This is a genomic window from Paraconexibacter sp. AEG42_29, from assembly GCF_040581415.1.
Classification (GTDB): domain Bacteria; phylum Actinomycetota; class Thermoleophilia; order Solirubrobacterales; family Solirubrobacteraceae; genus Paraconexibacter.
Map to the genome: position 1 here is coordinate 1,860,125 of NZ_CP114014.1, position 25,830 is coordinate 1,885,954.

Here is a 25,830-nt window from a genome sequence, read left to right on the forward strand (position 1 = left end):
CCCGGGCGCGGCTCAGCCGCTGTTCTGGGTCGCCTTCTCGGCCCCGACCGCGGCGAACCGCGGGACGAACATGTCGGCGACCTCGGGCGGGCGGTCGACGATGCCGAAGCGTGCCTCCCACGTCGCCCACGCCCGCAGGCTTGGCAGGTCGAGCGTGCCGATCCGGCCGCTGGTGGCCTGGAACAGAGGCTGGACGGCGTCGAGCTCCGCGGCGACGAGTCCCCGGTCGGTCCCCGGGACGGCGTCCACGAGCGCTGCCACGGCCGTCTCCGGGTCGATGAGCGCCTCGCGGTAGCCGCGCTGCAGCGCGGTGACCGTCGCCTGCACGAGCGCCGGGTCGTCCTGGATCGTGGTGCGCGGGGTGACCAGGACCAGCTCGGGGTAGGGCGGGGCGCCGAACTGGTCGACCTTGAAGACCTTCAGGCCCGGCCGCTCACGCTGGAGCGCGATGCCCTCGGCGTTCCAGAACGCGGTCGCCCCGGCCACCTTGCCGCCGAGGATCGCGGGGACCGCGTCGAAGCCGATGGTGGTGCGGCGGACCTTGGCCGGGTCGCCGCCGTCGCCGCGGACGAGCGAGTCGAGGACCGCGTCGTCGCTCGGCAGCCCGGTGACGCCGACCCGCTTGCCCTCGAGGTCCTTCGGGGACGCGACGTCGGCCTGGGCGATGACGGCCGCCAGGGGCCGCTGGACGATCGCCATGACGCCGACGAGGTCGCGGCCCTTGGCCCGTGCGATCGCGAGGTCGTGGATGTCGAGGATCGCGAAGCGGGCCTGCCCCGTGAGGAGGCTCTTCACTGCGTCGGTGCCGCTGGCGGGGAGCTGGATCGAGAGGGTCACGCCCTCGGCGCCGGTGTAGTCGCGGGCGACGGACTGGTAGATGCCGACGTGGACGGCGTTCGGCTGGAAGTCCAGCAGCAGGGTGGCGGCCTGGTCGGGGCGGGTGCTGTTGCCGGACGTCCCGCAGGCGGTGAGCAGGAGGGCGGCGCCGGCGGCCACGGTGGCGACCAGGCGGCGGACGGTGGGGCGGGACGCGGGTCGCAAGGCGCCGGACTCTATTCGGCGGCTCCGCCGGGCCGGTGCAGTGCCGGCCGGCGCCCGGCGCAGGGGAGAGCCCGGGCGCGCGCCATACACTGGCCCACATGCGCCGCCGCGTCACGTTCTCGCGCAACGTCACCCTTTCGCTCAGCCGGACCTGTCAGTGCTACTGCAAGTACTGCGCGTTCAAGACGCACCAGGCCCACCTGCATACGCCGGACGAGGTCCTCGCGCTGCTGGACAACGCGGCCAGGCGGCAGGTGAAGGAGCTGCTGGTCCTGACGGGCGAGCGGCCGGAGGTCAACGCGGGGGTGCGGGCGAAGCTTGCGGAGTACGGGCACCGGGACTTCACCGCGTACGTGGTGTGGGCGTGCGAGCGGGCGCTGGAGCGGGGTCTGCTGCCGCACACGAACCTCGGTGTCCTGTCCAAGGAGGACCTCGGCCGGCTGCGCGAGGTGACGGCGTCGCAAGGCCTGATGCTGGAGTCGATGCGGGACGACCTGGTCGCGCATCAGGGGTCGCCGACGAAGGATCCGGCGCGGCGTCTTGAGACGATCCGGTGGGCGGGCGAGCTGAAGATCCCGTTCACGTCGGGGATCCTGGTGGGGATCGGCGAGACGCCGGAGGACCGCGTGGCGGCGCTGGCGGCGCTGGCGGAGGTCCACGCCGAGCACGGTCATCTGCAGGAGGTCATCCTGCAGAACTTCGTCCCGCACGACTCCTACTACGGGCAGGAGCCCGGGGAGATCGCCGACGCGGCGGCGAAGAAGTACTGGGCGACGGGGATCGGCGAGCAGCCGCACAACAAGCTCCCGGACTGGGCGACGCCGGTGTCGATCCGGGAGATGGAGGACCTGATCGCCCACGCGCAGGAGCTGCTGCCCGGGGTGGGGATCCAGATCCCGCCGAACCTCGCCGACTGGTGGCCGCAGCTGGTCGACGCCGGCGCCACCGACCTCGGGGGCCTGTCCTCCAACGGGGACCACATCAGCCCCGAGCACCCGTTCCCTGGGCCGCACCAGGTCCGCAAGGTGCTCGCCCCGAAGGGCTACGCGCTGACCGAGCGGCTGTGCGTGTACCCGCAGTACATCAACCCGGAATGGGTCGACCAGGCCGTCCTGAACACGGTCGCGGCGAAGTTCTGGTCGTTCATCCCGCGGTCGGGGTCCGGCCGCACCGAGCCGCCGCGGCCGCTGCGCCCGGACCTGGCGGCAGGGGCGATCGAGAAGGGCCGCGACGGGATCGCCCTGTCCCCGGATGAGCTGACCGCGCTGTTCGCCGAGACCCGGCCGGAGGTCATCGACGACCTCAGGGTCGCCGCCGACGAGCTGCGCAGCGAACTTGCGGGGGACACGGTCACGTTCGTCGTCAACCGCAACATCAACGTGTCGAACGTCTGCATCGTCGGGTGCGCGTTCTGCGGGTTCGGGCAGGGCAAGCGGTCCCCCGACGCGTACGAGCACGAGCGGCCGGAGTTCGAGCAGCGGGTGCGGGACGCGATCGCGTTCGGCGCCACCGAGATCTGCATGCAGTCCGGCATCCACCCCGACTGGGACCTGAAGAACTACCTGCACTGGCTGCGCGTGATCAAGGAGACCGCCGCCGCCGAGGGCTCGGACCTCCACGTGCACGCGTACTCGCCGATGGAGATCGCGCACATGCAGGACATCTCCGGCCTGCCGCTGCCCGAGCTCTTCGCGCAGCTCCGCGACGCCGGACTTGACTCCACGCCCGGCACCGCCGCCGAGGTCCTGCACGACGGGGTCCGCGGCCGGATCTCCCCGAACAAGCTGCCGGCCGCCCGGTGGGTGGAGATCATCGAGGCCTCCCACAACGCCGGCCTGCGGTCCACGTCGACCGTGATGTTCGGGCACATCGAGGAGCCGTGGGAGCTCGCCGAGCACATGCGCGTCATCCGCACGCTGCAGGAGCGGACCGGCGGCATCACCGAGTTCGTCCCGCTGTCCTTCATCCCGTTCCACACGCTCCTCGGCCGCACCCACGGCGTCGAGGAGATCTCGATGGCCGAGAACCTCAAGCACACCGCCGTCTTCCGCCTCGCGCTCGGCCGCAGCGTCACCAACCTGCAGGCCTCCTGGGTGAAGATGGGCCTCGACGGCGCCACCGAGGCGCTGCGCTGGGGCGTGAACGACCTCGGCGGCACCCTGATGGAGGAGTCGATCAGCCGCATGGCCGGCTCCGCCCACGGCGTCAAGCTCGACCCGCCGCAGCTGATCGCCGCCGCCCACGCCGCCGGCCGTCCCGCCGCCGAACGCACCACCCTCTACGACATCCGCGACCGCCACCCGCTCGGCGTCCGGGCCTGAGGGCGCGGGCGAGCGCCGGATCGGGCCGCCGGTGCAGGCGTTTTCCGTAGGCTGCACGGATGAGTAATCAGGAACAGGGCGAGGCGATCACCGCCGCGGGTCTCGTCGCACTGAAGGCGGAGCTCGCCGAGCTCGAGGGCCCTGCGCGTCAGGTCATCGCTGCGCGGATCTCCGTCGCGCGCGAGATGGGCGACCTGAAGGAGAACGCCGAGTACCACATCGCCAAGGAGGACCAGGGCCATCTGGAGACGAAGATCCTGCGCCTGCAGTCCCGTCTGCGGGCAGCGGTGATCGTCGAGGTCGACGAGGCCAGCGACGTCGTCGGCTTCGGCGCGACCGTGACGGTCACCGACGTGCAGTCCGGCAAGACGAACACGTGGACGATCGTCGGCCCGACCGAGGCCGACGCCAAGACCGGCAAGCTCTCCTCGGAGTCGCCGGTCGCGGTCGCGCTGGTCGGCGCGAAGGTGGGCGACACGGTCAAGGTCCAGACGCCGCGCGGTGAGCGCGAGATGACGGTCGACGCCCTCGGCGCCTGACCCGGCAGCGCCCCGTCCCGTCTGACGACCGATTCTAGTCGCTCTGACGACCAAAACTGGACGTCAGACGCTCGCGGCGAGGGGGGAGGGCGAGGGCGCGGGTCAGAGGAAGAGGTCCTCGGACGGCGGGCGCAGCAGCGGCTGCACCCCCGGGCCGTCCGCGGCCGTGACCCAGCGGCCCAGGCCCTCCACGAGCACGACGGGATCCCGCGAGTCCTTCGTCCGGGCCAGGTCGGCGGCGGCCGCGGCCTGGTCGGCGACCGCGATCCAGGTCGCCTGCAGCGGGCGGCCGACCGAGTCCGTCAGGCCGCGCCAGTCCTCCAGCGGCGCCAGCCCTGCCACCCCGATCGCCACGTCCACCTGGCCGTTGCGCCACGCCCGCCCGAACGAGTCGGTGATGACGACGGCCGGCGTCCCCGGCAGCCCGGCACGGAGGCGGCGCGCGGAGTGGTCCGGGTCGACGGGCAGGACGATGAGCTCGTCGTCGCCGGCGGCGTTGGACGCGTCGACGCCCGCGTTCGCGCACACGAAGCCGTGGTGCGTGCGGCAGATCAGGACGTGGTCGGTGACCCGCACGAGCTCGGCCGTCTGGTCCAGGATCACCTGGACCTGACGCGGGTCGCGGCCCTGGCGCGCGGCGATCGCCCGGGCGCGGTCACCGGGCCGTACGCCGGACAGCGCGACGACGGCGCCCTCCGCCTTGCTGACGACCTTGTGCGCCACGACCACGACGTCCTGCCCGGACGGGGTCACCCGCGCCGCGATCAGCGCAGCGAGGTCGGCACCCGCGGTGACCTCGGGGAGCCCGGCGACGGCGGTGGCGGTGATGGCCATCGGAATCAGGCCGCCGGACGGCGACGTGCCCTCAGCGGCGCGCGAGGCGGTTCAGCATGCCGCGCGTGTGCGCGGCGTTGCCATGACCGCCGCCGAGCGCCTCGCGCAGGGCCGCGAGGTCGTGGATCGTGTCGACGTCCAGCACCAGCGACGGCAGCTCCTCGGTCCGGCACACGGCACCGGCGGCACGGGCGGCGTCGACGTGGCGCGCGTAGGACCCGGGGCCGAACGACGGCACGATGATGTCGGGCGGCGTCAGGACCAGGCCGTTCGTCCCCTCGCCGTGGCGGTCGGGGATGACGACGACCTCCGGCGTCGGCGCCGGCGCGCGCGTCAGCAGGGCGTCGACCTCCTTGGGGTCCAGGGCAGGGCAGTCGCCGGGGACCAGGAGCACGCGACGGGCGCCGCGCTCCAGCGCCTCGGCGATCCCGAGCAGGGCGGCCTCGGAGTGGCCGGCGTCGTCCGGGTCCATGACCGTGCTGGCGTCGTAGCCGTGGGCGATCGCCTCCATCGCTGCTTCACCCGTGACCACGAGCGTCTGGTCGATCTTCTCGGCCCGGCGCAGGGCGATCAGGACGTCCGTCACCATCGCCTCGACGAGGGCGCGCCGCGTCCCGGTGCCGAGGTCGTCGGCCAGGCGTGTCTTCCCGCCGGCGAAGTGCTTCACCGGCAGGATGGCGAAGGTCGTCATCGGGCCTGCGCCAGCCCTTCCGCGAACGTGAGGGTGCTGCGGGCCACGCGGGCCCGTGCGTCGGGGTCACCCATCATCGTGTCGGTCACGATGACAGGCAGACCGGCGCCAGGGGCTTCCTCGTCCGCGACGAGGCCGTCGAGCAGCCCGTCGTAGGCGGTGGCGATGCCGGCCGCGGTCAGCGGGAGGCCGGCGGACTCCATGAACGCCTCGGACGGGCCCTTGACGATCGTGCCGCCGACGATGGGGGACACGGCGACCACCGGCGCGGAGGTCGCCCGCAGCGCGTCCGCGATCCCCGGCACCGCGAGAATCGGGCCGATCGAGATGATCGGGTTCGAGGGGCCGACGATGACCGCTGTCGCCCCGGCGATCGCGTCGAGGACCTCCGGCGTGGCGCGGGCGGCGTCGATGCCGTCGAACGCGACCTCCTCGATCGGGCCCTGTGCGCCGTCGCGGATCATGAAGTCCTGGAACGGCCGCCAGGTGCCGGCGGCGCGGACCCGCGTGCGGACCGGCCCGTCGCACATCGGCAGGACCGTCGCCGACACACCGAGGGCCTCGACCAGCGCCGCGTGCGCGGTGGTGAGCCGCTCGCCGGCCGCCAGGCGGCGGGCCCGGTCGATGCAGATCGCGAGGTCGCGGTCGCCGAGGTTGAACCAGACGTCCACCCCGATCGCCCGCAGTCCGTCCATCACGGCGAACGTGTCGCCGTCGATGCCCCAGCCGCGGTCGTTGATCTGGTCCGCGAGCCAGAACGTGCAGAGGTCCGGGTCCGGGGAGACGTAGCCGCCGTGGATCTCGATGTCGTCGCCGGTGTTGGCGATGACGGTGAGCTCACCGGGACCGACGACGTCCAGGACACCGCGGGCCAGCTTCGCGCCGCCGGTGCCCCCGGCCAGGACGACGACCGTCAATGGGTCAGACCGGAGATCTTGATCCCGGCGTGCGTCTTGTGGCGGATGTTGATGCCGATCAGCAGCGGCGTGAGGGACTCGGTCAGGCGGGCCATCTCGAGCTTGCCGCAGTCGACCGAGCGCAGGCCGGGGATCTGCTCGATGAGGGCGGCGAAGCGCTCCTTGTCGGCCTTGGCGTCGCCGCAGGTCAGGACGTCCTCGTCGAGCTGGTGGTCGAGGTCCTTCAGCTTGGAGGCGCTGACCGTGTGCAGCGAGCTGATGACGCGCACGCCGGCGGGGACCATCTCCTGCGCCTGCTGCGCGGCGGACCCCTGCCAGACGCCGAGCATCCGGGTCGCCTTGCCGCTGACGGCGGCGGCGAGCGGGACGGTCGCGTCGACGACGAGCTGGCCCTCCTTCAGGACGGTCTTCAGGTTCGTGAGCGTCTCGGACTGGGAGCGGAACGGGACGCTCAGGATCACGAGCTCGTTCGCGGCGGCGGCCTCCTCGTTGGCCAGGCCGGTGAACGTGCCGGACGGGACAGCGGCTGCGGCCTGCTCGGCGGCCTCGGCGGCGCGGCCGGCGTCGCGGGAGCCGATCACGACGGGGATGCCGGCCTGTCCGAGGCGGACGGCGAGGCCGAAGCCGAGCGCGCCGGAGGCGCCGATGATCGAGACGGGTTCCTGGGACACGCAGGCGATCCTATAGTTCCCCGAACATGAGCCCTGATCTGCCTGCGTCCGTTCAAATCCGCGAGGTCGGTCCCCGCGACGGCTTCCAGAACGAGCCCGAGACGATCGCCACCGCGGACAAGATCGACCTCATCAACCAGCTCGTCAGGACCGGCCTGAACCGCATCGAGCTGACGTCGTTCGTCCGCGCGGACGTTCTGCCGCAGCTGTCCGACGCGCCAGAGGTGCTGGCCGGTGTCGACGTCCCGGAGGGGGTCAGCCGCAGCGTCCTGGTCCCGAACGAGCGGGGCCTGGAGAACGCCTTCAAGTCGCGCGAGCACTTCGAGGAGATCGGCGTCTTCCTCAGCGCGTCGGAGACGCACAACAAGAAGAACGTGAACCGCACGTGCGAGGAGTCGATGGCCGCCATCCAGAAGATGGTCCCGCGTGCGCTGGCTGACGGCATCGAGGTCGAGGCCGTCATCGCGACGTCGTTCGGCTGCCCGTACGAGGGGCACATCGACCCCGAGCGGGTCTTCGGCTTCGTCCGTCAGCTCATCGACGCCGGCGCGCAGGAGGTCGGCTTCGGCGACACGACCGGCATGGCGAACCCCGTCCAGGTCGGGCGCTTCTTCACCGAGGCGATCGCGCGCTTCGGCGACGAGGTGCTGCTGACGGCGCACTTCCACAACACGCGCGGTCAGGGCCTCGCCAACGCGGTGGCCGCGCTGCAGGCGGGGTGCACGTCGTTCGAGTCGAGCTTCGGCGAGCTCGGCGGCTGTCCGGTCCCGGCGGGCGCCACCGGCAACATCGCGACCGAGGACCTGCTCAGCCTGCTGCACGAGATGGGTGTGGAGACCGGCGTCGACCTGCCGAAGGTCCTGGACGCCTCCCGCTCGGTCGCGAAGATCCTCGGCCGGTCGCTGGGGTCGCACACGCTGGTCGCCGGTCCGGTCGACTGGCAGTAGGCAGCCGCCGGCGGGACCGGTCGGGTAGCGTCGGGTGGCGATGCTCGAGCTGCTCAGGCCCAAGCCGTTCCGGGGCGACCAGGTGGCGGCGGGGACGGTCGTCCTCGTCCTGCTCGTCGCCCTGCTGGAGTCGCGCTTCGGCGACGCCTGGGCGGTCGGGGTGCACCTCGCGTACACGACCGCGGCGGCGGCGCTCGTGCTCGGCATGTCGGTGGCGGCGCCGCGCGAGCCGGACGGCCCGCCCGCGTGGCACTCGACGCTCTACGTCGCGGGGTTCCTGCTCGCCGGGCTGGCGCTGCTGAACCTCGGCGACCTGCTGGGCGCCGACGGCGGGGCTGGCCTCTTCTCGTGGGTCGGCGCACTGCTGACCGCGCTGGCGACGTGGATGTCCCGTGGGCGCGACGCGGCGAGCGGGACGCTGCTGGCGGCGGTCGCCGGGGTGGGGACCACGGTCGCCTTCGTGAGCTTCGCCTTCGACCCGGACGGCGGCGGCGCCTACCGCTGGCTCCTGCTTGCGGACGCCGTCGTGCTCGCGCTGATGGCGCTCTGGCAGCGGATCCGCGGGCCGGCGCACGGGGTGCAGCTGCTGAACGCGGCGGGGCTGGCGCTGCTCGCGATCGCGGCCATCTTCGCTCTCGAGGCGTTCGACGGGCTGCTGGGCTTGGTGTTCGACGTGACTCCGGAGACCGGGACGCTCTACGGCGACGAGCGTGATGAGAGTCCCGGCGGCGTCGGCTGGGGCTGGACCATGCTCATGCTCGCCGGCGGGATCGGGATCCTGTCCGCGGGCGCCGCGGACAACGAGCGCGGCAACGTCCTCGTCGGCATCGCGGTCCTGCTGGCCTTCACCATCATGGCCGCCGACGGCAACCTCGTCGGCTGGCCGATCATCTTCGCCGTCGCCGCCGTCGCGTTCCTCGTCATCGGGCTGCGGCCGAGCACGCCGGTCCCGGACGAGCCGCCTGCGGGGGCCGGTGGGGATCCGTCGGACGGCGCCCGGCTCCCGTTCCCCCGCCCACGCTGAGCGACCGCGCCCGGAGTCGGTGTTCAGCCGCCGCTGTCCGGCCGCGCGGCGTAGTCGACGAACCAGTCGAGCGACGACGGGTCGGCCAGGCTGTCCCGTGACGCGGCCTTGTCGGCCGGCTGGCCCATCAGGATGCGCTTCACCGGCACCTCGAGCACCTTGCCGCTGAGCGTGCGCGGGATCTGCGCGACGACCTCGACGACGTCGGGGACGTGTCGCGGGGAGCAGTCCTCGCGCACCCGGCGGGCGATCCGGCGGACCAGGTCGTCGTCCAGCTCCGTGCCCTCCCGCAGCACGACGAACAGCGGCATGACCCCCTCGGTCCCGGCCTTCGGCACGTCGACGATGAGGGCGTCCAGGATCTCGTCGATCGCCAGCACGGCGGCGTAGATCTCGGCGGTCCCCATCCGGATGCCGCCGCGGTTGATCGTCGAGTCGCTGCGGCCGTGGATGACCGCCGTCCCCCGGTCGGAGAACTCGATCCAGTCGCCGTGGCGCCAGATCCCGGGGTACATCGCGAAGTAGCTGTCGTGGTAGCGGCTGCCGTCCTCGTCGCCCCAGAAGAACACCGGCATCGACGGCATCGGCTGCGTGAGCACGAGCTCGCCGACGGCCCCCGCCGGCAGCTCGCTGCCGTCCTCGTCCCACGCCTGCACGTCGCAGCCCAGCGAGCGGCTCTGCAGCTCGCCGAGGTAGACGGGCTCGGTGGGGACGCCGCCCACGAAGGCGGTGCAGACGTCCGTGCCGCCGGACGTCGAGAACAGCCACGTGTCCGCGCCGACGTGCTCGTAGACCCAGCGGAAGCCCTCGGGCGAGAGCGGTGAGCCCGTGGCGCCGATCGCGGTCAGGCGGCTCAGGTCGCGCCCGTCGGCCGGCTCGGTCCCCGCCTTGATGCAGGAGGCGATGAACGCCGCCCCGGTGCCGAAGGTGGTCACGCCGGCGCGCTCGGCCAGGTCCCACAGGACGCCGAGGTCCGGGTGGCCCGGGTTGCCGTCGTAGAGGACGATCGATGCGGGCGTCAGCAGCACGCCGACGAGGAAGTTCCACATCATCCAGCCCGTCGTCGTGAACCACAGCACGCGGTCGTCGGCGTGGGCGTCGAGGTGCAGGTTCAGCTTCTTCAGCTGCTCGAGCAGGATGCCGCCCTGCGACTGGACGATCGGCTTCGGCAGGCCGGTCGTGCCCGAGCTGTAGAGGACCCACAGCGGGTGGTCGAAGGCGACGGGCGTGAACGTCAGCTCGGCGTCCGCGGGACCCGTGAAGTCGTCCCACAGGACGGCGTCGCGAAGCCCCGACAGGTCGGGCTCGTCGTTCAGGTACGGGAGGACGACGGTCGTGCGGACCGTCGGCAGCTCGGCCTGGAGGCCGGCGATGACCGTGGTCCGGTCGAAGTCCTTGCCGCCGTAGCGGTACCCGTCCACGCACAGCAGGACGGTGGGCTCGATCTGGGCGAAGCGGTCCACCACGGTCCGCGCGCCGAAGTCCGGCGAGCACGAGGACCACGTGGCGCCGAGGGAGGCGCAGGCCAGGAACGCGGCGATCGTCTCCGGGATGTTCGGCATGTAGGCGACGACGCGGTCGCCCTCGCCGACACCGGCGGTCCGCAGCCCGGCCGCGACGGCCGCGGTCCGGGTACGCAGCTCGCCCCAGGACCAGGACCCGAGCTCGCGCAGCTCGGACGCGTGCTGGATCGCCAGCGCCGCGTCGTCGCGACCGCGGAACAGGTGCTCGGCGTAGTTGACCCGGGCGCCGGGGAACCACTGCGCGCCCGGCATGCTCGCGTCCGCGAGCACCGCCGTGTGCGGCGTCGGGGACCGTACGTCGTAGTACTCCCAGATCGAGGCCCAGAACTCCTCGAGCCGTTCGACGGACCAGCGCCAGAGCGCGTCGTAGCCGTCGGTGGCGACGCCCTTCTCGCGCTCGAGCCACGCGGCGTAGGCGGTGATGTTCGCGCGCTCGATCCGCTCGGCTGACGGGCTCCAGAGGCGGACGGCGGCGCTCGGCTCGGTCATGCGGGGGACTCTGTCACGCCGCGCGCCGGCAGGCCTGCCGGCTCAGTCGTCGTCGTACCAGGGGCCGAACGGGCCGCGGGTGTCCTCGTCCTCGTCCTCGCGCGGGCGGGCGGGCGGCGGCGCGGACGGAGGGGCGAAGCCGCCCAGGTCCGGCGGGCCGGCCGGCGAGGGCGGAGGGCTCGGCTTCTGGAACGACGGCGGCGGGGACGGGGACTTGTCCAGGGACGGCCCCGGGGACTTGTCGAACGACGGCGGCGGCGGTGACGGCGAACGCGACGGCGGCGGTGGCGGCGGCGGGACGTTGTTCGGGGCCGGGGGCAGCGGGGCGCCGGACCGCGGGTACGTCGGCGGCGCCGACCAGGCCGGGTGCGCCGGCGGGGCGTCGCCGGTCGCCGCGCCGAGGCTGTGCGGCAGCGTCGCGGCGGGCACGACGAAGGTCTTGCCGAGCTTGTCGTGAAGCGCCTGCTTCTCGGCGTCGAACAGCGGCACGAGCACGTCCACGAAGGTGTAGAAGGGGATGATCCCGAGCACGGACTTGCCCAGCCCGTCACGCAGGAGGCCGCGGGGCACGGTCATCTCCCCACCCTCGGAGTGGACGACGCGGATGCCCAGTGCCTGCTTGCCGACGGTCTGGCCGTTCGCGTCGCCCTTGCGGGCCATCAGGAGCGGGCTGTAGGTCACCGAGGCGAGGAAGACCACCACGTAGATCGCGATCGTCGCGTCGTCGGTGCTGGCGCCGGCACCGGACATCGTGATCCCCACGGCCAGGGCGATCGCCGTCAGGATCAGTGCGTCGATCAGCATCGCGCCCGCGCGCGGCCACCAGCCGGCCTTCTCGTTCACGCCGCGGACCTTTGCAGGTGCGGCGGGCGGATGCGTCGCTCTCGGGGGCCGGGCGGGCCCCGGACGGCGCTGCGCGCGCTGCTCAGGGAGTGACGGTCAGCGTCGCGCGCATGCCCGCGGTCTCGTGGACGACCGGCGTCGTGAGCGTGCAGTACAGGCGGTAGTCGCCCGCGCCGAGCGTGACGGACCTGGAGGCCGTCCGGCCGGGATCGGTCTGCGGGATGACGATCGCGTCGCCAGTGCCGTCGGTCCGGACGACGAGGGCGTTGTGGGGGTCCTCGCCGGTGTTCACCAGCTGCAGCCGGACGGGGCCGGCGACAACGCTGGTCCGCGACAGCAGCATCCGGTAGGTCGGGGTCTCGTCCACCTGGATGCCGAGCGACGGGGTGACGGGGGGGTCGGGCAGCGTCGGCGTCGTGGTGCCGGTGGGGGGCGTCGGCGGTGTCGTGCCCGTCGTGCCCGTCGTGGTCGCCGGGACGGTCGGCGTCGCCGGCACCGTCGTGGTCGCCGGCGGCGCCGGCGCGGCGGGCGGTGTGGTCGTCGTGACCGGCATCATCGGCGCCGTCGAGGTCGCCGCGGGGACGATGGCCGGGGCCGAGCTGCCGGGGGCGGTCAGTCCCATTCTGGCGGCGAGGCTGCCGACGCCGAAGGCCCGGCCACCCACAAAGCCCTCGCCGGCGGGCCGGACGCGGCGCCCCTTGGCTTTCCGGGCCTTGGTCGCGGCGCGCGCCCCCGCGGTCGCGGTCTCCGCTGCGGCCCGTGCCCGCGGGGTGGCCGCCGGCTTCACCGGCGTCGCGGCGGCGGCGGCGGCGCGCGCCTGCGCCCGGGCGTCGGGCCGGGCGACGGCGGGCACCGGGGCGAGGAGCGCGGCCACGGCGACGGTCGTAAGCGCGGGGAGGAGGTGGCGGGAGGTCATGGGGGCTGACCGATCGATCGGCAGGGCGGGGCGTTTCCACGAGGCCGCGCGGACGGAGGTCGTCAGCACTCGATCACCGGTGGACCGGTGGCGGTCAGGCCCGGCCCGTGATCTCCGCGTCGAGGCCGGCGACGATCGCGAGCGCCAGCTCGAGGACGGCGGCGACCGCCCGCGGGTCGACGGCGTCCGGCGTGTCGGAGTCGCGGCCGGCGTGCGGGACGACGCCGCGCTCGAGGGCGCCGACGGCGATCGCGGGCCAGCCGGCCGCCCGTGCGACCCGGCCGCCGGTGGTCCGGCGGGACTGGTGCGGCCGCGCCCCGAGGTGCCGCTCGCGGGTCGCCGCGCGCGCGGCGATCGCCGTGAGCTGCGGGTGGTAGGCCAGCGGGACGACGGAGCCCTCGCGGGTCCACCAGACCGGCCGACCGTGTCCGCACGCAGCGATGTGCAGCACGGCGACGTCCCGCGCCTGCATGCCCTCGCGGCGCTGCGCGGCGATCCAGCGCTGCAGGCCGGCCGCGTCCGCCTCACCGGCGCCGGCGAGGACGAGGTCGACCGCGAGCGCGCGCGGCGGCCGCCGGTCGAGCGCCGCGACCAGCCCAAGCGCGACGGCTGCAGCCGCGGCGTTGGCGCCCGCTCCGTGTCGTCCTGCGCGGGTCAGCCCCGCGTCCGCGAGCAGGCCGGTGAGCGCGAGCAGGGCGACGGTCGGCAGCAGCTGCGCGACGTCCAGCCACGCGGCCTCGGCCCCGCGCTCGCGGGCGACGCATCCGGCCGCGAGGCCGGCCACGCCCAGCAGGAGCGCCCCGTGACGGCCGGGGAGGTGCCCGCCGAGCCCGGCCCGCAGCCTTGCGACCGCGCGTGCCGTCGCCCCGCCGCTGTCCAGGATGCCGCCGCGCGGCGTGTCGAGCGCGGCGGTCACGATCAGGCGGACCGGGGCGTCCGGACGCCCGCCGGTGGAGATGACGTTCTGCGTCGCGCGCGCGTAGGTCAGGCGACGCACGAGCGGTGCGCGGCCGGAGAGGTCCCCGATCAGCAGCACCAGCGCCGCGAGGGCGGCGATCGCACCGGTCCGCGGATGGTCGACCGCGACGACGCTCGCGACGACGGCGACCAGGCCGAGCAGCGCCGCCACCAGCGGTCCGGCGGGCCGGACCCACACCGTCTGGGTGCGGACGCCGCGCCGGCCGATCGCCCGCAGCTCACGCGCGGCGTCCCGCGCCGCGATGCGCTCGCCGTCCGTGCACGCTCCGCGGCCGGTGACGGCGGCCTGGCGGCGCAGCAGCGCGAGCGGATCGATGGAGGCGGCCAAGACGCCGCACGGTACCCGCCGGGTGGGGGCGGCGCCGCCGGGCGCCGGCCCGTTCATAGACTCAGCCGCATGGATCCCACCGACGTCGCCTTCGCGGGCGCGGCAGAGCAGACGCGGATGCTCGCCGCCGGCGCCATCACGGCCCCGGCGCTGCTGGAGCTCCACCTGGAGCGCATCGCCCGCCTGGACCCGACGCTGAACGCGTTCCGCGTGGTGCTCGCCGACGAGGCACGCGCAGCCGCGGACGCCGCGCAGGTGAAGCTGGACGCCGGGGAGCGCCTGCCGTTCCTGGGCGTGCCGGTGGCGATCAAGGACGACGTCGACGTCGCGGGCCAGGTCACCGCATGGGGCACGAGCGCCCACGGCCCCGCGAAGGACGCCGACGCCGAGGTGGTCCGCCGGCTGCGCGACGCCGGCGCGGTGATCATCGGCAAGACGAGCGTGCCGGAGATGACGATCTGGCCGTTCACCGAGACGCTGACCTTCGGCGCCACGCGCAACCCGTGGGATCCGTCGCGGACGCCGGGCGGGTCGAGCGGCGGGACGGGGGCCGCGGTCGCCGCCGGGCTGGCGGCGATCGCCCTCGGCTCGGACGGCGGCGGCTCGATCCGCATTCCGGCGTCCTGGTGCGGCCTGTTCGGCATCAAGCCGCAGCGCGACCGCGTGCCGATGGCCCCGCACGACGACGCCTGGCAGGGGCTGAGCGTCAACGGGCCGCTGAGCCGCACGGTCGAGGACGCGGCCCTGTTCCTGGACGCGACGAGCGACGCCCTGCCCGTCCCCGAGGGCGGCTTCGTGGCGGCAGCGCGCCGCGACCCCGGGCGGCTGCGGATCGCGCTCAGCACGAAGGTGCCGCCGGGGCTCGTCGCCCGTGTGGGCAAGGCGCAGCGCGCCGCCCTCGACGAGGCCGGGGTGCTGCTCCGCGAGCTGGGCCACGAGGTCGTCGCCCGCGACCCCGACTACCCGCTCACCGGCAGCGGCGCGCACTTCATGCCGCGCTACTTCCGCGGCATAAGCGACGACGTGCGGACCATGCCGCACCCCGAGCGCCTGGAGGCCCGCACCCGCGGCATGGCCCGGATCGGCGGCCTCGTGTCCGACCGCCGCATCGCCGCCGTCCGCGCCGGGGAGGCGGCGTTCAGCGCCCGGGTGATGTCGATCTTCGACGACGTCGACGTCGTCATCACGCCCGGGACCGCGAGCGGCCCGTCGCGGGTCGGCGCCTACCAGCGGCGCAGCGCCCTCGCGACGCTGCTGGCGGTCGCGAGCCGTGTCCCGTTCCAGGCGGTCTTCAACGTCACGGGCCAGCCGGCGGCGGTCGTCCCGTGGGCGCTCGACGACGACGGCCTTCCGCTGTCGATCCAGCTGGTCGGCCGCCCGGCCGACGAGGCGACGCTGCTCGCCCTGAGCACGCAGCTCGAGACCGCGCGGCCCTGGGCAGCCCGCCGGCCGGTGGTCGCATGAGCCGCCCGCTGGTCATCGGCCCGCCGCCCGCCGACGCCGAGGCGCTGCTCGGGACCGCCGAGCGGGCCGCGCGCGCCGCCGGCGCCATGCTGCTCGAGCGCTTCGCCGGCGGGGCCGACGCGATCGGGCAGGTCTACTCGAAGTCCACGTCGACCGACCTCGTCTCCGAGGCCGACATGGCCGCCGAGCGGGCGATCCGCGCGATCCTCGCCGAGGAGCGTCCGGACGACGCGGTCATGGGGGAGGAGGGCGACGACACGCCCGGGACCAGCGGCCGGCGCTGGATCGTGGACCCGCTCGACGGGACGATCAACTACCTCTACGGCCTGTCGGCGTGGTGCGTCAGCGTGGCCTGCGAGGGGCTGGCGGGCGTCGTGTTCGACCCGCTGTCCGGCGAGCTGTTCGCCTCACCGGTCACCGCGGGGGCACCGGCCACGTGCAACGGGGCGCCGATCGCGGGCCGCGGGGTGAGCGAGCTCGGGCAGTCGCTGCTGGGTACGGGCTTCGGCTACGACCGCGAGATCCGGGCCGCGCAGGCGCCGATCGTCGCCGGGCTGCTCCCCGAGGTGCGGGACGTGCGCCGCATCGGCAGCGCGGCCCTCGACCTCGCCTGGTGTGCGTCGGGTCGCCTCGACGCGTACTACGAGTTCGGCGTGAAGCCATGGGACATCGCGGCGGGCGTCCTGCTCTGCGCGGCGTCGGGCCTGGAGGTGCACGAGCTCGCGGGTGGGCCGGTCCTGCCGTCCGGGATTCTCGTCGCGCCGCCGGCGATCGCGGGCGAGCTCGTTGCCCGCGTGGAGCCACCGGATTCAGCAGCACCCGACGTGCGATCCGAACCCACAAGCCCCTGAAAGGGAGCTAGCTGCATCGACGACTAAATGTCACCACTTCTGATGATGTAAGCGGTCACCGACGGATCTAATGTCCCACGCTTGAACGCTCGTCCAGCAGGGATCCGTCGTCGTGCCTTCGCCTGTGTCCCGGTCGTCGTGGGCGCTGTCGCGGCAGCACCGTCGTTCGCCAGTACCGCGGACTGCTCGGGCCTCCGCTGCCGGTCAGCCGCCGGCAGCGCCTTCCCTTCCACCGACAACGCCGACGGCGAGACCGTGGGCGTCTTCCGCGGCCGGGTGACCTCATGATGACCGCCACGAAGATCCGCCGACCTCTTGCCGGCCTCCTGACGGCGACCGCTGCCGCCATCTGCGCGATCGGTCACGTCCAGGCTGCGTCAGCTGCGACGGTCACCCGGACGTCGACGCTCCCCATCGCCTCGAAGGCCGGTCCACAGCGGCTGGACTTCAGCCCCGACGGACGCCTGGTCGCCTCCGTCAACCAGGCCGACAGCACGGTGACGGTACTTGGCGTCAGTACCGGTGGAGCGCTCTCGAAGGTGAGCGGCGGCACGCGCGCGGCCGGGACGGACGCCCTTCCCAGCGGCATCGACTTCAGCCCCAGCGGCGGCCTGCTGGCAGTCGCACTGCAGCGTGAGGCCAAGGTGCTCACCTACCGGGTCGCCGCCAACGGCACGCTCAGCAGTCCCGTCGCCACGCCCTCAGGCTCGTTCGGGCCGGCCGTGGTGGCCTTCAGCCCCGGTGGCGGCCTGCTCGCGGTGGGGACGAACGCCCGCTATGTGCGGATGTTCCGGGTGGCGTCGGACGGCAAGCTCACGGCCATCACCGGCGGGACGACGACGCGCCTGGACGACCAGATCAGCCACTTTCCGGAGGCGTTGACCTTCACCCCGGACGGCCGGTTCCTGCAGGTCATCGTCGACAATTGCTTCTGCGTCCGCACGTTCGCGGTCGGCTCCGGCGGCGCGCTCACGCCCGCGGTCAGCCCGAAGCTGACCGCCGGCGCGATGGCCTACAACCCAGCCGGGACGCTCATCGCGGTGGCCGACACCTTCCGCTCGCGGTTCACGATCTTCGCCGCCGGTGCCGCGGGGGCCTTCGGCGCGCCGCTCGGGACCGGGACGTCGCTCGGCGCGGGGCAGACGGCGTTCAGCCCGGGCGGCCGATACGTGGCCTCGACCTCGGTTTCGGGACGGCTCATCGTCCGTGACGTGGCCCGCGACGGCACAGTGACGTCGGGAGCAGTGATCCAGCCGCAGCTCGGGCGCACACGCGGCGCCGGGCTCGCGTTCAGCCCGGACGGGCAGACGCTCGCGGTGGGCAACTTCAAGCCGCTACCGGACGATCAGGCCCAGGCCAGCGCGATCGTCACGTTCCGCGTCGGTCCGCGCGACACCGTCGTCCCGCCCGGTGAGGTCGGCATCCGCTACGGCGTCGCGGAGTTCCGCGCCGGGCAGGTGGCGACCGGGGTCGCCTGCACCACCGCCGCCAAGTGCACGTGGAGCATGAACCTCCCGCCGGGGCTCTCGCTGGCGGACACGCCGGCCGGCGGCGCCACCATCAGGATCATCGGCACGCCGAGGCAGGCCGGCACCTACAAGGTCACCGGCCGGCTCCTCCAGGGCACCACCGTCCGCAAGACCTTCAGCTTCACGATCGTGATCGTCGGGTCGGCGGCCGGAGGGACGGGCGGCAAGGGCGGGGCCGGCGGCCTCGTGATCGGCTCTGGCGGCTCCGGAGGCGGCGGGGGGGTCGGGACGGGCGAAGGCGGCAGCGGCGGGTCGTCCGGGACCGGGGTCCCGGTGCCGCCCGACCCGCCCCCTGCACCCACGGTCACCCTCACCACCCCTGCGAACGGCGCACGGTACGCCCTCGGCGCGGACGTGCGCGCCGCGTTCGCCTGCGCGGTGCCCGGCGGCGGCGGGCTGCTGAAGCCCGGAGCCGAGGGCTGCGCGGGAACCGTCCCCGCCGGCGCGGCGATCGACACGGCGACCGCAGGCACGAAGACGTTCACGGTGACCGCGTCCACCACTCTTGCTACAGCCGCCACCGTCACGCACAGCTACGTCGTGGTCCCTCCGCCGACCGTGACGATTACCACCCCACTGGTCGGCGCTCGCTACACCCGCGGCGAAGTCGTCACCGCTGACTACGACTGCTTCGCAGCGGCCTCCGGCCGGCTGGCGACCAACGGCGGCTGCGTCGGGACGGTGGCCGACGGAGCCCGCGTGGACACGAGCACCGTCGGCAGCCACACGCTGCGCGTCACGGCGACCGACGACCTCGGGCAGACGACGACGCTCAACCGGACCTACACCGTGGTCGGCGCGCCATCGGCCACGCTCACCACCCCGCCGAGCGGCGCGATCTACCCGCTCGGGGCAACGGTCACCGCCGACTACGACTGCTTCGCCGGAACCGCCGGCACGCTCATCAGCTGCACCGGGACGGTCCCCGACGGAGCGGCGGTAAACACCGCGACCCCCGGCACCCGGTCGTTCACGGTCACGGCCACAGATGACCTCGGACAGACCGCCAGAGTGACCCGCAGCTACACGGTCGTCGGCCCGCCGACGGTGAGCATCGCTCAGCCGGACGTGGATGACAGTCCTTACAGCCAGACATTCGGCACCGACCCTCCGACTCCGGTCCAGTTCAGCTGCACTACGGGCGTGGTGCAGGTCACCTGCGCGGCGTCTGCGACGAAGACCCGGCTCGACGAGATAACCGGCATCCCCATGACAGGGTTCCCCCCGCAGACCGTGATGCTCGGAGACGATCTCGCCGCCGATGAGGGCAGGTTCCTCCTCACCGTGACCGCGGTGGACTCGTTCGGGCAGGCAGCGACCCCGGTCAGCGTCGACTACACGGTGGTCGGAACCGCGTAGGTCCGCCCAGACCGGGCACCGCATCGCAGCCGCCAACACCGGCCGGCGGCAGTCGCGGCGTGGCCCAGGACCACGATGCGGACGGTCGCCCTGCGCCGCTGCGACACGGCTTCTGCGGTCTCTCGTCGGTTCTTCGCAGCGTGTCTCGCAGTACCCGGAGTGGGATTCGAACCCACAAGCCCGTAAAGGCAGCGGCTTTTGAGGCCGCCGTGTATACCGTTCCACCATCCGGGCGCGACCGCTGCGGCGCGGTGCGACCGCGAAGTCTGACGGGATCGCGGCCTGCGTGCGACCTCGTCGTCAGCGGCCGTCCGCGAGCAGCTCGTCGAGCGTCCGGCCGCTCTTGACCGACTCGGGCCGCTCGGCGGCGATGTCCGACCCCGGTCGCGCCGCGTCGTCCCGGCGCTTGATCAGCAGCCACTGCGGCTTGGCGGCGGGCCGTGCTGTGCGCTGCAGCGCGAACCCGCCCTGCAGCTTCTCGCCGTGGAGGACGAAGACGGCGTGGCCGCGCTGCAGCGCCTCCGGCCACGGGACGCGGCCGCCCTGCTCGTAGACGCCGCGGTCCCAGACGATGACGGCGCCGTCGCCCAGCGGGCCCTCGACGTCGTTGTGCGCCAGTCCGTGGTCTTCGACCTCGATCGCCATCCGCTTGGTCGCCGGGTCCAGCGACGGTCCCTTCGGCACCGCCCACGAGCGCATCACCCCGTCCACTTCCAGGCGCAGGTCGAAGTGCCGCGCGGTCGCGGCGTGCTCCTGGACCACGAAGACCCCCGCGGGGACACCCCGGATCGCGAACTGCTCGTGGCCCTCGACCTTGTGGGGTGCGGCGTCCACCGCCCGGACCCGGGCTGCCGCGGGGCCGTCGTCCAGGAACGCGACGAGCGAGTCGACCGCGTCCGGCAGGCCCTCGGCGTGGACCTCGACCGTGCCGTCGTCCGCGTTGCGGACCCAGCCGAGGACGCCGAGCGCGAGGGCGCGCTCGACCGTCGCCTGCCGGAAGCCGACGCCGGTGACGACGCCGCTGACCGTCGCCCGCACGCCACGGACGTCGCTCATGCGCCGGCGGGACGTCGCAGCGGGCGCTCGATCCTGCTCAGGAGGGCATGACGCGGGTCGTGCCGTCCGCGAGGCGCTCGACCTCGATGTTCCAGGCCTGCTGGAACCCGCGCATGGCGAACGCGATGAGGAGGACCTGCACCGGGATGATGACCGCGGTCAGCAGCCCGAGCATGTCCGCGCCCATCGCCGGGTCGGTGTAGCCCGTCGCGTCCCGGTCGAACCAGCCGGGGGCGGACACCGCGGCGAAGATGCCGAGGATCATCGCGAGCGCAGCCGAGACGGGAAGGACGCCCCGGTTCCACTGCGCGACGTAGAAGGCCATCGCGAGGTAGATGGCCGCGAACGCGAGGCTGACGAACTGGGCGCCCGCGGTCGCGTCCCAGCCGCCGACGGTGACGATCACCACGAGCGCCGCGGAGGCGAGGAGCAGCAGGATGACGACGGCCTTCGTCGACTTGCTGCTCGCCTTATCGCGGTTGGGGTGTTCGATGACGACGTCTCGCTCGGCAGCCATGGCTCCGCGACCTTACCTTCAGCAGCAGCGGCGTGCAGCACATATCCTGTGCGTCGGTTCCGGCGGGCGTGGCGGAATTGGTAGACGCGCGAGGTTTAGGTCCTCGTGAGCTTTTGCTCGTGGGGGTTCAAGTCCCTCCGCCCGCACCTCGGCAGTTTCGTCATGCAACGCGACGCCACTAGGGTCGTGCCCATGCGCCTCTACCACCGCCCCGGCTCCCGCTCGACCCGGGTGCTCTGGACGCTCGAGGAGATCGGAGCGCCGTACGAGCTCACGATCATCAGCCGCGAGGACAAGGCGTCGGAGGCCCACCGGCGTCGCCATCCGCTCGGCCGCGTGCCGGTGCTCGAACTGGACGACGGGCAGCACGTGTTCGAGTCCGCGGCGATCTGCCTGCACCTCGGCGACCTGTATCCGGAGTCCGGCCTCGTCCCGCCGGTCGGCACCGCCGAGCGTGCGCTGACGTATCAGTGGTCGCTCTTCGCGATGGCCGAGGTGGAGGGGAGCCTGCTGACGCTGCGGCGGGCCCGGCGCACCGGGGACGACGACAGCGAGCCAACGGCGAAGTTCGGGCAGATCGCGGGCGTCCTGCGTGAGGCGCTCGGCGACGGCCGGCCGTGGCTCGTGGGGGACGCCTTCACGGTCGCCGACGTCCTGTGCGGGAGCCTGATCGGCACGGCCTTCCGCCGCGACCTGCTGGACGAGGACGGACCACTGCGCGACTACGCCGAGCGCGCGCAGGTCCGGCCCGCGAACGTCCGCGCCGAGGCGATCAGGGAGTAGCGGGCGGGGCGGCCGGCCGGCGCACGGTCGCCACCCGGGTCGCGCCGAGGGCGGGGTGCGCGAGCTCGACGGTGCGGTAGCGCCCGCGCGACGCCGCCGGCAGCCGCGCCGCCGCTTCTGCGGTGGCGAGCAGCATGCCCGGCTGGGCGGACTTCGTCGCGATGTGCGCGACGTTGATCGGCAGCCCGAAGAGGTCACCGGCGCGCTGGACGACGGGGCCCCACGCCAGGCCGCCGCGAGCGCGCAGCGGCAGCTCGCGCTCGAGCCGATCGATGACGTCCAGAGCGGTCTCGGCCAGCTCGCCGACGTCCCGGCCGGTGATGAAGAGCCCGTCGCCGACGTACTTCAGGACGTGCGTGTGCCGGTGGGCCGTCGCCGCCTGACCTGCCTCGAAGAGCGCGTCGACCAGGCGCTCGAGCTCGGCCGGGGTGTTCACCTTCAGGTACTCGGTCGACCCCACGAGGTCGACCATCGCGATCGCCATCGTGTCCGGGTCGGTGTCGGGCTCGTCCATCCCCGCCAGCTCGTCCGCCACCGCGTCGAGCAACAGCACGCGGTGGACGACGTCGAAGCCCCGCGAGGAGATCGGCAGCAGCCGCTTGATGGTGTCGGCCAGGACGCGCGGCCGGTCCTCCACCGGGGTCCGCTCCATCACGGCGCGGGCGACGCCGGCCTCCGCGGCGGCGATGCGACCGATGGCCCGGACGTAGGCCTGGAACACCGTCGGGAACGACGCGCGGTCGATGTCGGCCATCCCCGGTGCGGTCAGGAACTCCTTGATGTCCGGCGACAGCTGCTGCAGGTCCGAGGCCTCGACCGCGATCAGCTCGAACAGCGCGATGACACCGGGGGCGAGCTCGTAGTCGCCGGCCTCGCCTGCGCGGCGGCGGCTGCGACGCGTGCGGAAGAAGCGCGTCGCGGTCAGCCGGGTGTCGGCGGCCGCGTCGGGCGCGGTCGGGCCGAGCTCGGCCCAGAGCACGTCGAGGAGCGCTGACCGCTCGGGCGGCTGGGCGGGGTCGTCCGGCATGTCTGGAGCCACTAGATCAAGTGGGGCCGCGCAGCGCCATGTGGCGGGGTCACAGTCGTCCGACGAGGCGGGGGAACTGGGATTCGAACCCAGATTCACGGTTTTGGAGACCGCGCGAATAACCGTTAACTCATTCCCCCAGAAGGAGCCAGAGCATACCCATTCGTTGGCTGCGCCGTCCGGCCGCGATGCAAACATGTGTTCGTGTCTCCGAGGCTCGCTGACTCTCAGGCGTACGCTCACCTCTTCGGGCTCTACCTCGGCGACGGCCACCTCAACACCGCGGCCCGCGGACCTCAACTGGCGTTTCACTTCGATGCGATCTACCCGCAGCTGATCGCTGAGGCTGACGCATCGATCAAGGCGGTCGCCGGCCGATCCCCGCAGTACTACACGCGAGAAGGCTGGCGGGTCACGATCCTGAAACTCGCTTGGAAGGGCTGGCCTGCGCTCTTCCCCCAGCACGGCCCCGGCCGCAAGCACGAGCGGCCGATCGTCCTGGAGCCGTGGCAGCAGCGCATCGTCGACCGCCACCCCGAGGCGTTCCTCCTCGGTCTCGTCCAGTCCGACGGCTGCCGCACCATCAACCGCTTCACCACCGCCCTGCCGTCCGGCCGTGTCGCGGAGTACGCGTACCCGCGCTACTTCTTCTCCAACGAGTCGGCCGACATCCGTGGGCTCTTCTGCCAGACGTGCGAGCGGCTCGGCGTGCGCTGGACCCAGAGCAACCGGCGCAACATCTCCGTCGCCCACCGCGACTCGGTCGCGATCCTCGATGCGTTCATCGGGCCGAAGCGGTGAGCACTCGCAGCGCGCTCGGTTAGTGTCGCGACATGGCGATCACGATCCCGACGACCTCCGAGACCGCCGCGGAGATCGTGCGCGACGTGTGCGGTGGCGCGCTCGCCGACATCGACACGCTCGCCGGGACGATCACGCGCCGGGTCAACAAGGAGCTGCCGGAGCTCGGTGGCGACGCGGAGACCGTCGCCGTCACCTTCACGAGCACCCATCAGAACCTCGAGGTGCTGCTCGCGCGCCTGCGGGAGGGCCGGGCGACGGACGACGTCCAGCCGCCGGCCGCAGCCGCCGCCTACACGCGCGAGTACGCGCGCCGCGGGGTGGGCCTGCCGCTCCTGCTGCGCAAGTACCGCATCGGGCAGGAGGAGTTCCAGCGCGAGATCACCGACCGGCTGCTCGTCAGCACCGCGTCCGCCGAGCTGCGGCTCGAGGCCCTGGTCGAGATCCAGCGCCACACCCACGTCTACATCGACCGCATCAGCGACGCGATCGCGCGCATCTACGCGGAGGAGCGGGCACGCTGGGTGCGCAGCTCCGAGGCGATGCGGTCGGACATCGTGCACGCCCTGCTCGCGGGCGAGCCGGTCGACATCGCGGACGCCGAGTCGCGCCTCGGCCATGCCCTCGACCGCCCGCAGCTGGCGTTCGTGGTCTGGAGCGACGCGGGGGAGTCGGCCGCCCTCCGCGCCGCGCTCGAGCATGCGGCCCACGAGCTGACGCAGCGGGCGGCCACCACCGACGTCCTGGCGATCCCGCTCGGCCGGCGCCTGCTCGCCGGCTGGATCGGCGGCGAGGCGGCCGGCGTGGCGCCGGCGATCCTCCAGTCGCGCGCGCTGCAGGTGGCGGCGGGGTCAGGCGTGCGTGCCGCCATCGGCACCGCCGGCCACGGCCCGGGTGGCTTCCGCTCGAGCCACGCCGAAGCGCTGCACGCCCGGCGGGTCGCGACGCTGATGGAGCGCCGCCCCGGGACCGTCACCTCCTACGAGGGCGTGGCGCTCGCGGCGCTCATGACGCAGGACCTCGACCACGCGCGGGCGTTCGTCGCGCGCGAGCTGGGCGGGCTGGCAGGGACGGACGACACCACCGTCCGCCTCGCCGCCACGCTGCGGGTCTTCCTCGAGGAGGGCAAGAGCCCGGTCCGCACCGCGCGCCGCCTCGGCATCCACCAGAACACCGTGGTCTACCGCGTCAAGCAGGCGGCCGAGCTGCTGGGGCGCGACCCGGACGTCCGCTCCGTCGAGACGCAGGTCGCGCTGGCGCTCACGCGCGTGGTCGGCGCGCCGGTCTGAACCTGCCGCAGGGTGCGGCTAGGCGGACGCTCCGCAGTACTCGGCGCTCGTGATCGTCGAGCGGCACTTCGTCTGCGGCTTCCAGCGCTTGCGCAGCTCCGTGAGGAACCCGTTCGTCGCCTTGTTCTGCGCGATGGCGGTCAGGTTCGCCTTGATCTTCGGCGTGGCCTGGGCCAGCGTCTGCTCGGGCTGCGCGGTGACCTTGCTGACCTTGAACACCATGAAGCCGGTGCCCGCCTTGACCGGCCCGGTGAGGCGGCCCTCGACGGCGGAGAAGATCGGCCGCTCGACCTCCGGGTCGGTGCTGCCCGGCGTGAGGTCCTGGATCGCGCCGCCGCTTCCGGAGAGCGTGGAGTTGCTCGAGTACTTCTGGTTGACCTCCGCGAACGTCGACCCGTTGGCCAGCGCCTGACGGGCCGCGTTGGCCTTGGCCTGGGTCTCGGCGATGATCACGTCGACGGTCCGCTGCGAGGGCTTGGCCCAGAGCTGCGCGTCCTCGGTGTAGGCCTTGCTGATCGCGGCGGCGGTCGGGGCGGGCAGCGCCTTGACGATCTTCTCCTGCAGCTTGCCGGCGAGCAGCGAGACGCGCTGCTGGAAGTTCAGGTCGGTCAGGTTGGTACCCAGCTGCTTCAGCAGCGCGGCGCGGCTGAGCTTCGTGCTCGTCGCAGCCTGGGTGAGGTAGTCGTTCGTGGCCTTCGAGGCCTCCGCGGGGGTCACCACGACCTTCTGGCGCTCGGCCTCCTTCTCGATCCATGCCGACCCGGCGAGGAGCTCGAACGCGGCGGTCCGCGCCTGCGCGGTGGTCGGCTTGGCGGCGCCGGTGTTCGCCGACGTGTAGACCGAGACCCAGTGCGCGAGTGATGCGTTGGTGATCGGCTTGCCCGCGACGGCCGCGACGGCGCTGTCCGGGATCGCCTTACCGCTCTTCTCGTCGCCGCCCAGGACCAGGAGCGCGACGATCACGCCCACGATCACGACGCCGATTCCGCCCGCCGCGGCCGGACGCTGCTTCAACCACCAGAAGACGCGATCCGCGCCGTCGATCAACCCGTTCATACCTCGAGGCTAGACGGCTCGGCGAAGAAATGCCGA

At 73.2% G+C, this 25,830-nt stretch carries 23 protein-coding genes and 3 tRNA genes; 11 read left to right on the plus strand and 15 right to left on the minus strand.

Annotated elements, in window-relative coordinates:
- Nucleotides 1-12: 12 nt before the first annotated feature.
- Complete coding sequence (locus DSM112329_RS08975) at nucleotides 13-1,041, minus strand: ABC transporter substrate-binding protein (RefSeq protein ID WP_354701477.1); 1,029 nt, start codon at nucleotides 1,039-1,041, stop codon at nucleotides 13-15.
- Between the two features lie 98 nt (nucleotides 1,042-1,139).
- Here DSM112329_RS08975 and cofH point away from each other — a divergent pair, with 98 nt between their 5' ends.
- A complete protein-coding gene (gene cofH / locus DSM112329_RS08980; RefSeq protein ID WP_354701478.1) occupies nucleotides 1,140-3,362 on the plus strand; it encodes a 5-amino-6-(D-ribitylamino)uracil--L-tyrosine 4-hydroxyphenyl transferase CofH in 2,223 nt (740 codons plus the stop codon).
- Between the two features lie 59 nt (nucleotides 3,363-3,421).
- Entirely contained in the window at nucleotides 3,422-3,901 is a 480-nt protein-coding gene (gene greA, locus DSM112329_RS08985; RefSeq protein ID WP_354701479.1) for a transcription elongation factor GreA, read from the plus strand.
- Between the two features lie 102 nt (nucleotides 3,902-4,003).
- On the opposite strand, the gene cofE is transcribed toward greA, so the two are convergent.
- The 4 genes from cofE to npdG are packed head-to-tail and all read right to left on the minus strand — an operon-like array spanning nucleotide 4,004 to nucleotide 7,014.
- The gene (gene cofE, locus DSM112329_RS08990) at nucleotides 4,004-4,735 is read right to left on the minus strand and encodes a coenzyme F420-0:L-glutamate ligase (RefSeq protein WP_354701480.1); all 732 of its coding nucleotides are present in this window, start codon (nucleotides 4,733-4,735) and stop codon (nucleotides 4,004-4,006) included.
- A 31-nt stretch (nucleotides 4,736-4,766) separates the two neighbouring features.
- Nucleotides 4,767-5,426, minus strand: coding sequence for a 2-phospho-L-lactate guanylyltransferase (gene cofC / locus DSM112329_RS08995; protein ID WP_354701481.1), 660 nt, complete (start codon nucleotides 5,424-5,426; stop codon nucleotides 4,767-4,769).
- Nucleotides 5,423-6,343, minus strand: a complete 921-nt coding sequence (cofD, locus tag DSM112329_RS09000; protein ID WP_354701482.1) for a 2-phospho-L-lactate transferase — start codon at nucleotides 6,341-6,343, stop codon at nucleotides 5,423-5,425. The genes cofC and cofD overlap by 4 nt, the downstream gene beginning before the upstream one ends.
- A complete protein-coding gene (gene npdG, locus DSM112329_RS09005; RefSeq protein ID WP_354701483.1) occupies nucleotides 6,340-7,014 on the minus strand; it encodes an NADPH-dependent F420 reductase in 675 nt (224 codons plus the stop codon). Before npdG ends, cofD begins: the two co-directional genes overlap by 4 nt.
- 26 nt (nucleotides 7,015-7,040) lie before the next feature.
- On the opposite strand from npdG, the gene DSM112329_RS09010 reads away from it, so the two are divergent.
- Nucleotides 7,041-7,961, plus strand: a complete 921-nt coding sequence (locus DSM112329_RS09010; protein ID WP_354701484.1) for a hydroxymethylglutaryl-CoA lyase — start codon at nucleotides 7,041-7,043, stop codon at nucleotides 7,959-7,961.
- Between the two features lie 40 nt (nucleotides 7,962-8,001).
- Nucleotides 8,002-8,985, plus strand: coding sequence for a hypothetical protein (locus DSM112329_RS09015; protein WP_354701485.1), 984 nt, complete (start codon nucleotides 8,002-8,004; stop codon nucleotides 8,983-8,985).
- 23 nt (nucleotides 8,986-9,008) lie between these two features.
- Here the strand turns inward: DSM112329_RS09015 and DSM112329_RS09020 are convergent, their stop codons facing one another.
- The 4 genes from DSM112329_RS09020 to DSM112329_RS09035 all read right to left on the minus strand — a co-directional run bounded on the left by DSM112329_RS09020 (nucleotide 9,009) and on the right by DSM112329_RS09035 (nucleotide 14,062).
- Entirely contained in the window at nucleotides 9,009-10,997 is a 1,989-nt protein-coding gene (locus DSM112329_RS09020) for an acetoacetate--CoA ligase (protein ID WP_354701486.1), read from the minus strand.
- 42 nt (nucleotides 10,998-11,039) lie between these two features.
- Nucleotides 11,040-11,840, minus strand: coding sequence for an RDD family protein (locus tag DSM112329_RS09025; protein ID WP_354701487.1), 801 nt, complete (start codon nucleotides 11,838-11,840; stop codon nucleotides 11,040-11,042).
- Between the two features lie 82 nt (nucleotides 11,841-11,922).
- Complete coding sequence (locus DSM112329_RS09030; RefSeq protein ID WP_354701488.1) at nucleotides 11,923-12,756, minus strand: hypothetical protein; 834 nt, start codon at nucleotides 12,754-12,756, stop codon at nucleotides 11,923-11,925.
- A gap of 94 nt (nucleotides 12,757-12,850) precedes the next feature.
- Nucleotides 12,851-14,062 carry a hypothetical protein gene (locus tag DSM112329_RS09035; protein ID WP_354701489.1) on the minus strand — a complete coding sequence of 404 codons (1,212 nt, stop codon included), beginning with the start codon at nucleotides 14,060-14,062 and terminating at the stop codon, nucleotides 12,851-12,853.
- Between the two features lie 69 nt (nucleotides 14,063-14,131).
- On the opposite strand from DSM112329_RS09035, the gene DSM112329_RS09040 reads away from it, so the two are divergent.
- The 3 genes from DSM112329_RS09040 (at nucleotide 14,132) to DSM112329_RS09050 (ending at nucleotide 19,265) form a co-directional block, all read left to right on the plus strand.
- A complete protein-coding gene (locus DSM112329_RS09040) occupies nucleotides 14,132-15,526 on the plus strand; it encodes an amidase (protein ID WP_354701490.1) in 1,395 nt (464 codons plus the stop codon).
- Nucleotides 15,523-16,377 carry an inositol monophosphatase family protein gene (locus DSM112329_RS09045; RefSeq protein WP_354701491.1) on the plus strand — a complete coding sequence of 285 codons (855 nt, stop codon included), beginning with the start codon at nucleotides 15,523-15,525 and terminating at the stop codon, nucleotides 16,375-16,377. The genes DSM112329_RS09040 and DSM112329_RS09045 overlap by 4 nt, the downstream gene beginning before the upstream one ends.
- A 284-nt stretch (nucleotides 16,378-16,661) precedes the next feature.
- The gene (locus DSM112329_RS09050) at nucleotides 16,662-19,265 is read left to right on the plus strand and encodes a WD40 repeat domain-containing protein (RefSeq protein WP_354701492.1); all 2,604 of its coding nucleotides are present in this window, start codon (nucleotides 16,662-16,664) and stop codon (nucleotides 19,263-19,265) included.
- Nucleotides 19,266-19,416: 151 nt separating this feature from the next.
- On the opposite strand, the gene DSM112329_RS09055 is transcribed toward DSM112329_RS09050, so the two are convergent.
- The 3 genes from DSM112329_RS09055 to DSM112329_RS09065 all read right to left on the minus strand — a co-directional run bounded on the left by DSM112329_RS09055 (nucleotide 19,417) and on the right by DSM112329_RS09065 (nucleotide 20,838).
- Nucleotides 19,417-19,499: transfer RNA gene (locus tag DSM112329_RS09055), tRNA-Leu, on the minus strand.
- Between the two features lie 66 nt (nucleotides 19,500-19,565).
- Nucleotides 19,566-20,321 (minus strand): DNA polymerase ligase N-terminal domain-containing protein, encoded by a 756-nt coding sequence (locus DSM112329_RS09060; RefSeq protein ID WP_354701493.1) that lies wholly within the window; start codon nucleotides 20,319-20,321, stop codon nucleotides 19,566-19,568.
- A gap of 37 nt (nucleotides 20,322-20,358) precedes the next feature.
- Nucleotides 20,359-20,838, minus strand: coding sequence for a hypothetical protein (locus tag DSM112329_RS09065; RefSeq protein ID WP_354701494.1), 480 nt, complete (start codon nucleotides 20,836-20,838; stop codon nucleotides 20,359-20,361).
- A 62-nt stretch (nucleotides 20,839-20,900) separates the two neighbouring features.
- Here DSM112329_RS09065 and DSM112329_RS09070 point away from each other — a divergent pair.
- Nucleotides 20,901-20,984 (plus strand) — tRNA-Leu (locus tag DSM112329_RS09070).
- A gap of 46 nt (nucleotides 20,985-21,030) precedes the next feature.
- Complete coding sequence (locus DSM112329_RS09075) at nucleotides 21,031-21,621, plus strand: glutathione S-transferase family protein (RefSeq protein WP_354701495.1); 591 nt, start codon at nucleotides 21,031-21,033, stop codon at nucleotides 21,619-21,621.
- On the opposite strand, the gene DSM112329_RS09080 is transcribed toward DSM112329_RS09075, so the two are convergent.
- Entirely contained in the window at nucleotides 21,611-22,648 is a 1,038-nt protein-coding gene (locus DSM112329_RS09080) for a hypothetical protein (RefSeq protein ID WP_354701496.1), read from the minus strand. The genes DSM112329_RS09075 and DSM112329_RS09080 overlap by 11 nt on opposite strands.
- Nucleotides 22,649-22,716: 68 nt before the next feature.
- Nucleotides 22,717-22,788, minus strand: a tRNA-Trp gene (locus DSM112329_RS09085).
- 64 nt (nucleotides 22,789-22,852) lie between these two features.
- Here DSM112329_RS09085 and DSM112329_RS09090 point away from each other — a divergent pair.
- Nucleotides 22,853-23,449, plus strand: coding sequence for a hypothetical protein (locus tag DSM112329_RS09090; RefSeq protein WP_354701497.1), 597 nt, complete (start codon nucleotides 22,853-22,855; stop codon nucleotides 23,447-23,449).
- Between the two features lie 32 nt (nucleotides 23,450-23,481).
- Nucleotides 23,482-24,738 (plus strand): helix-turn-helix domain-containing protein, encoded by a 1,257-nt coding sequence (locus tag DSM112329_RS09095; RefSeq protein ID WP_354701498.1) that lies wholly within the window; start codon nucleotides 23,482-23,484, stop codon nucleotides 24,736-24,738.
- An 18-nt stretch (nucleotides 24,739-24,756) separates the two neighbouring features.
- Here DSM112329_RS09095 and DSM112329_RS09100 read toward each other — a convergent pair whose 3' ends face one another.
- Nucleotides 24,757-25,794: a peptidyl-prolyl cis-trans isomerase gene (locus DSM112329_RS09100; RefSeq protein ID WP_354701499.1), complete on the minus strand. Its 1,038-nt coding sequence runs from the start codon at nucleotides 25,792-25,794 to the stop codon at nucleotides 24,757-24,759.
- Nucleotides 25,795-25,830: the final 36 nt, after the last annotated feature.

What these genes read in the sequence shown, in the direction of transcription:
- cofH (WP_354701478.1), top strand. Translation starts at nt 1,140, where the DNA reads ATGCGCCGCCGCGTCACGTTCTCGCGCAACGTCACCCTTTCGCTCAGC.
- greA (WP_354701479.1), top strand. Translation starts at nt 3,422, where the DNA reads ATGAGTAATCAGGAACAGGGCGAGGCGATCACCGCCGCGGGTCTCGTC.
- cofE (WP_354701480.1), bottom strand. Translation starts at nt 4,735, where the DNA reads ATGGCCATCACCGCCACCGCCGTCGCCGGGCTCCCCGAGGTCACCGCG.
- cofC (WP_354701481.1), bottom strand. Translation starts at nt 5,426, where the DNA reads ATGACGACCTTCGCCATCCTGCCGGTGAAGCACTTCGCCGGCGGGAAG.
- DSM112329_RS09010 (WP_354701484.1), top strand. Translation starts at nt 7,041, where the DNA reads ATGAGCCCTGATCTGCCTGCGTCCGTTCAAATCCGCGAGGTCGGTCCC.
- DSM112329_RS09015 (WP_354701485.1), top strand. Translation starts at nt 8,002, where the DNA reads ATGCTCGAGCTGCTCAGGCCCAAGCCGTTCCGGGGCGACCAGGTGGCG.
- DSM112329_RS09020 (WP_354701486.1), bottom strand. Translation starts at nt 10,997, where the DNA reads ATGACCGAGCCGAGCGCCGCCGTCCGCCTCTGGAGCCCGTCAGCCGAG.
- DSM112329_RS09030 (WP_354701488.1), bottom strand. Translation starts at nt 12,756, where the DNA reads ATGACCTCCCGCCACCTCCTCCCCGCGCTTACGACCGTCGCCGTGGCC.
- DSM112329_RS09040 (WP_354701490.1), top strand. Translation starts at nt 14,132, where the DNA reads ATGGATCCCACCGACGTCGCCTTCGCGGGCGCGGCAGAGCAGACGCGG.
- DSM112329_RS09045 (WP_354701491.1), top strand. Translation starts at nt 15,523, where the DNA reads ATGAGCCGCCCGCTGGTCATCGGCCCGCCGCCCGCCGACGCCGAGGCG.
- DSM112329_RS09050 (WP_354701492.1), top strand. Translation starts at nt 16,662, where the DNA reads ATGATGACCGCCACGAAGATCCGCCGACCTCTTGCCGGCCTCCTGACG.
- DSM112329_RS09060 (WP_354701493.1), bottom strand. Translation starts at nt 20,321, where the DNA reads ATGAGCGACGTCCGTGGCGTGCGGGCGACGGTCAGCGGCGTCGTCACC.
- DSM112329_RS09065 (WP_354701494.1), bottom strand. Translation starts at nt 20,838, where the DNA reads ATGGCTGCCGAGCGAGACGTCGTCATCGAACACCCCAACCGCGATAAG.
- DSM112329_RS09075 (WP_354701495.1), top strand. Translation starts at nt 21,031, where the DNA reads ATGCGCCTCTACCACCGCCCCGGCTCCCGCTCGACCCGGGTGCTCTGG.
- DSM112329_RS09080 (WP_354701496.1), bottom strand. Translation starts at nt 22,648, where the DNA reads ATGCCGGACGACCCCGCCCAGCCGCCCGAGCGGTCAGCGCTCCTCGAC.
- DSM112329_RS09095 (WP_354701498.1), top strand. Translation starts at nt 23,482, where the DNA reads ATGGCGATCACGATCCCGACGACCTCCGAGACCGCCGCGGAGATCGTG.
- DSM112329_RS09100 (WP_354701499.1), bottom strand. Translation starts at nt 25,794, where the DNA reads ATGAACGGGTTGATCGACGGCGCGGATCGCGTCTTCTGGTGGTTGAAG.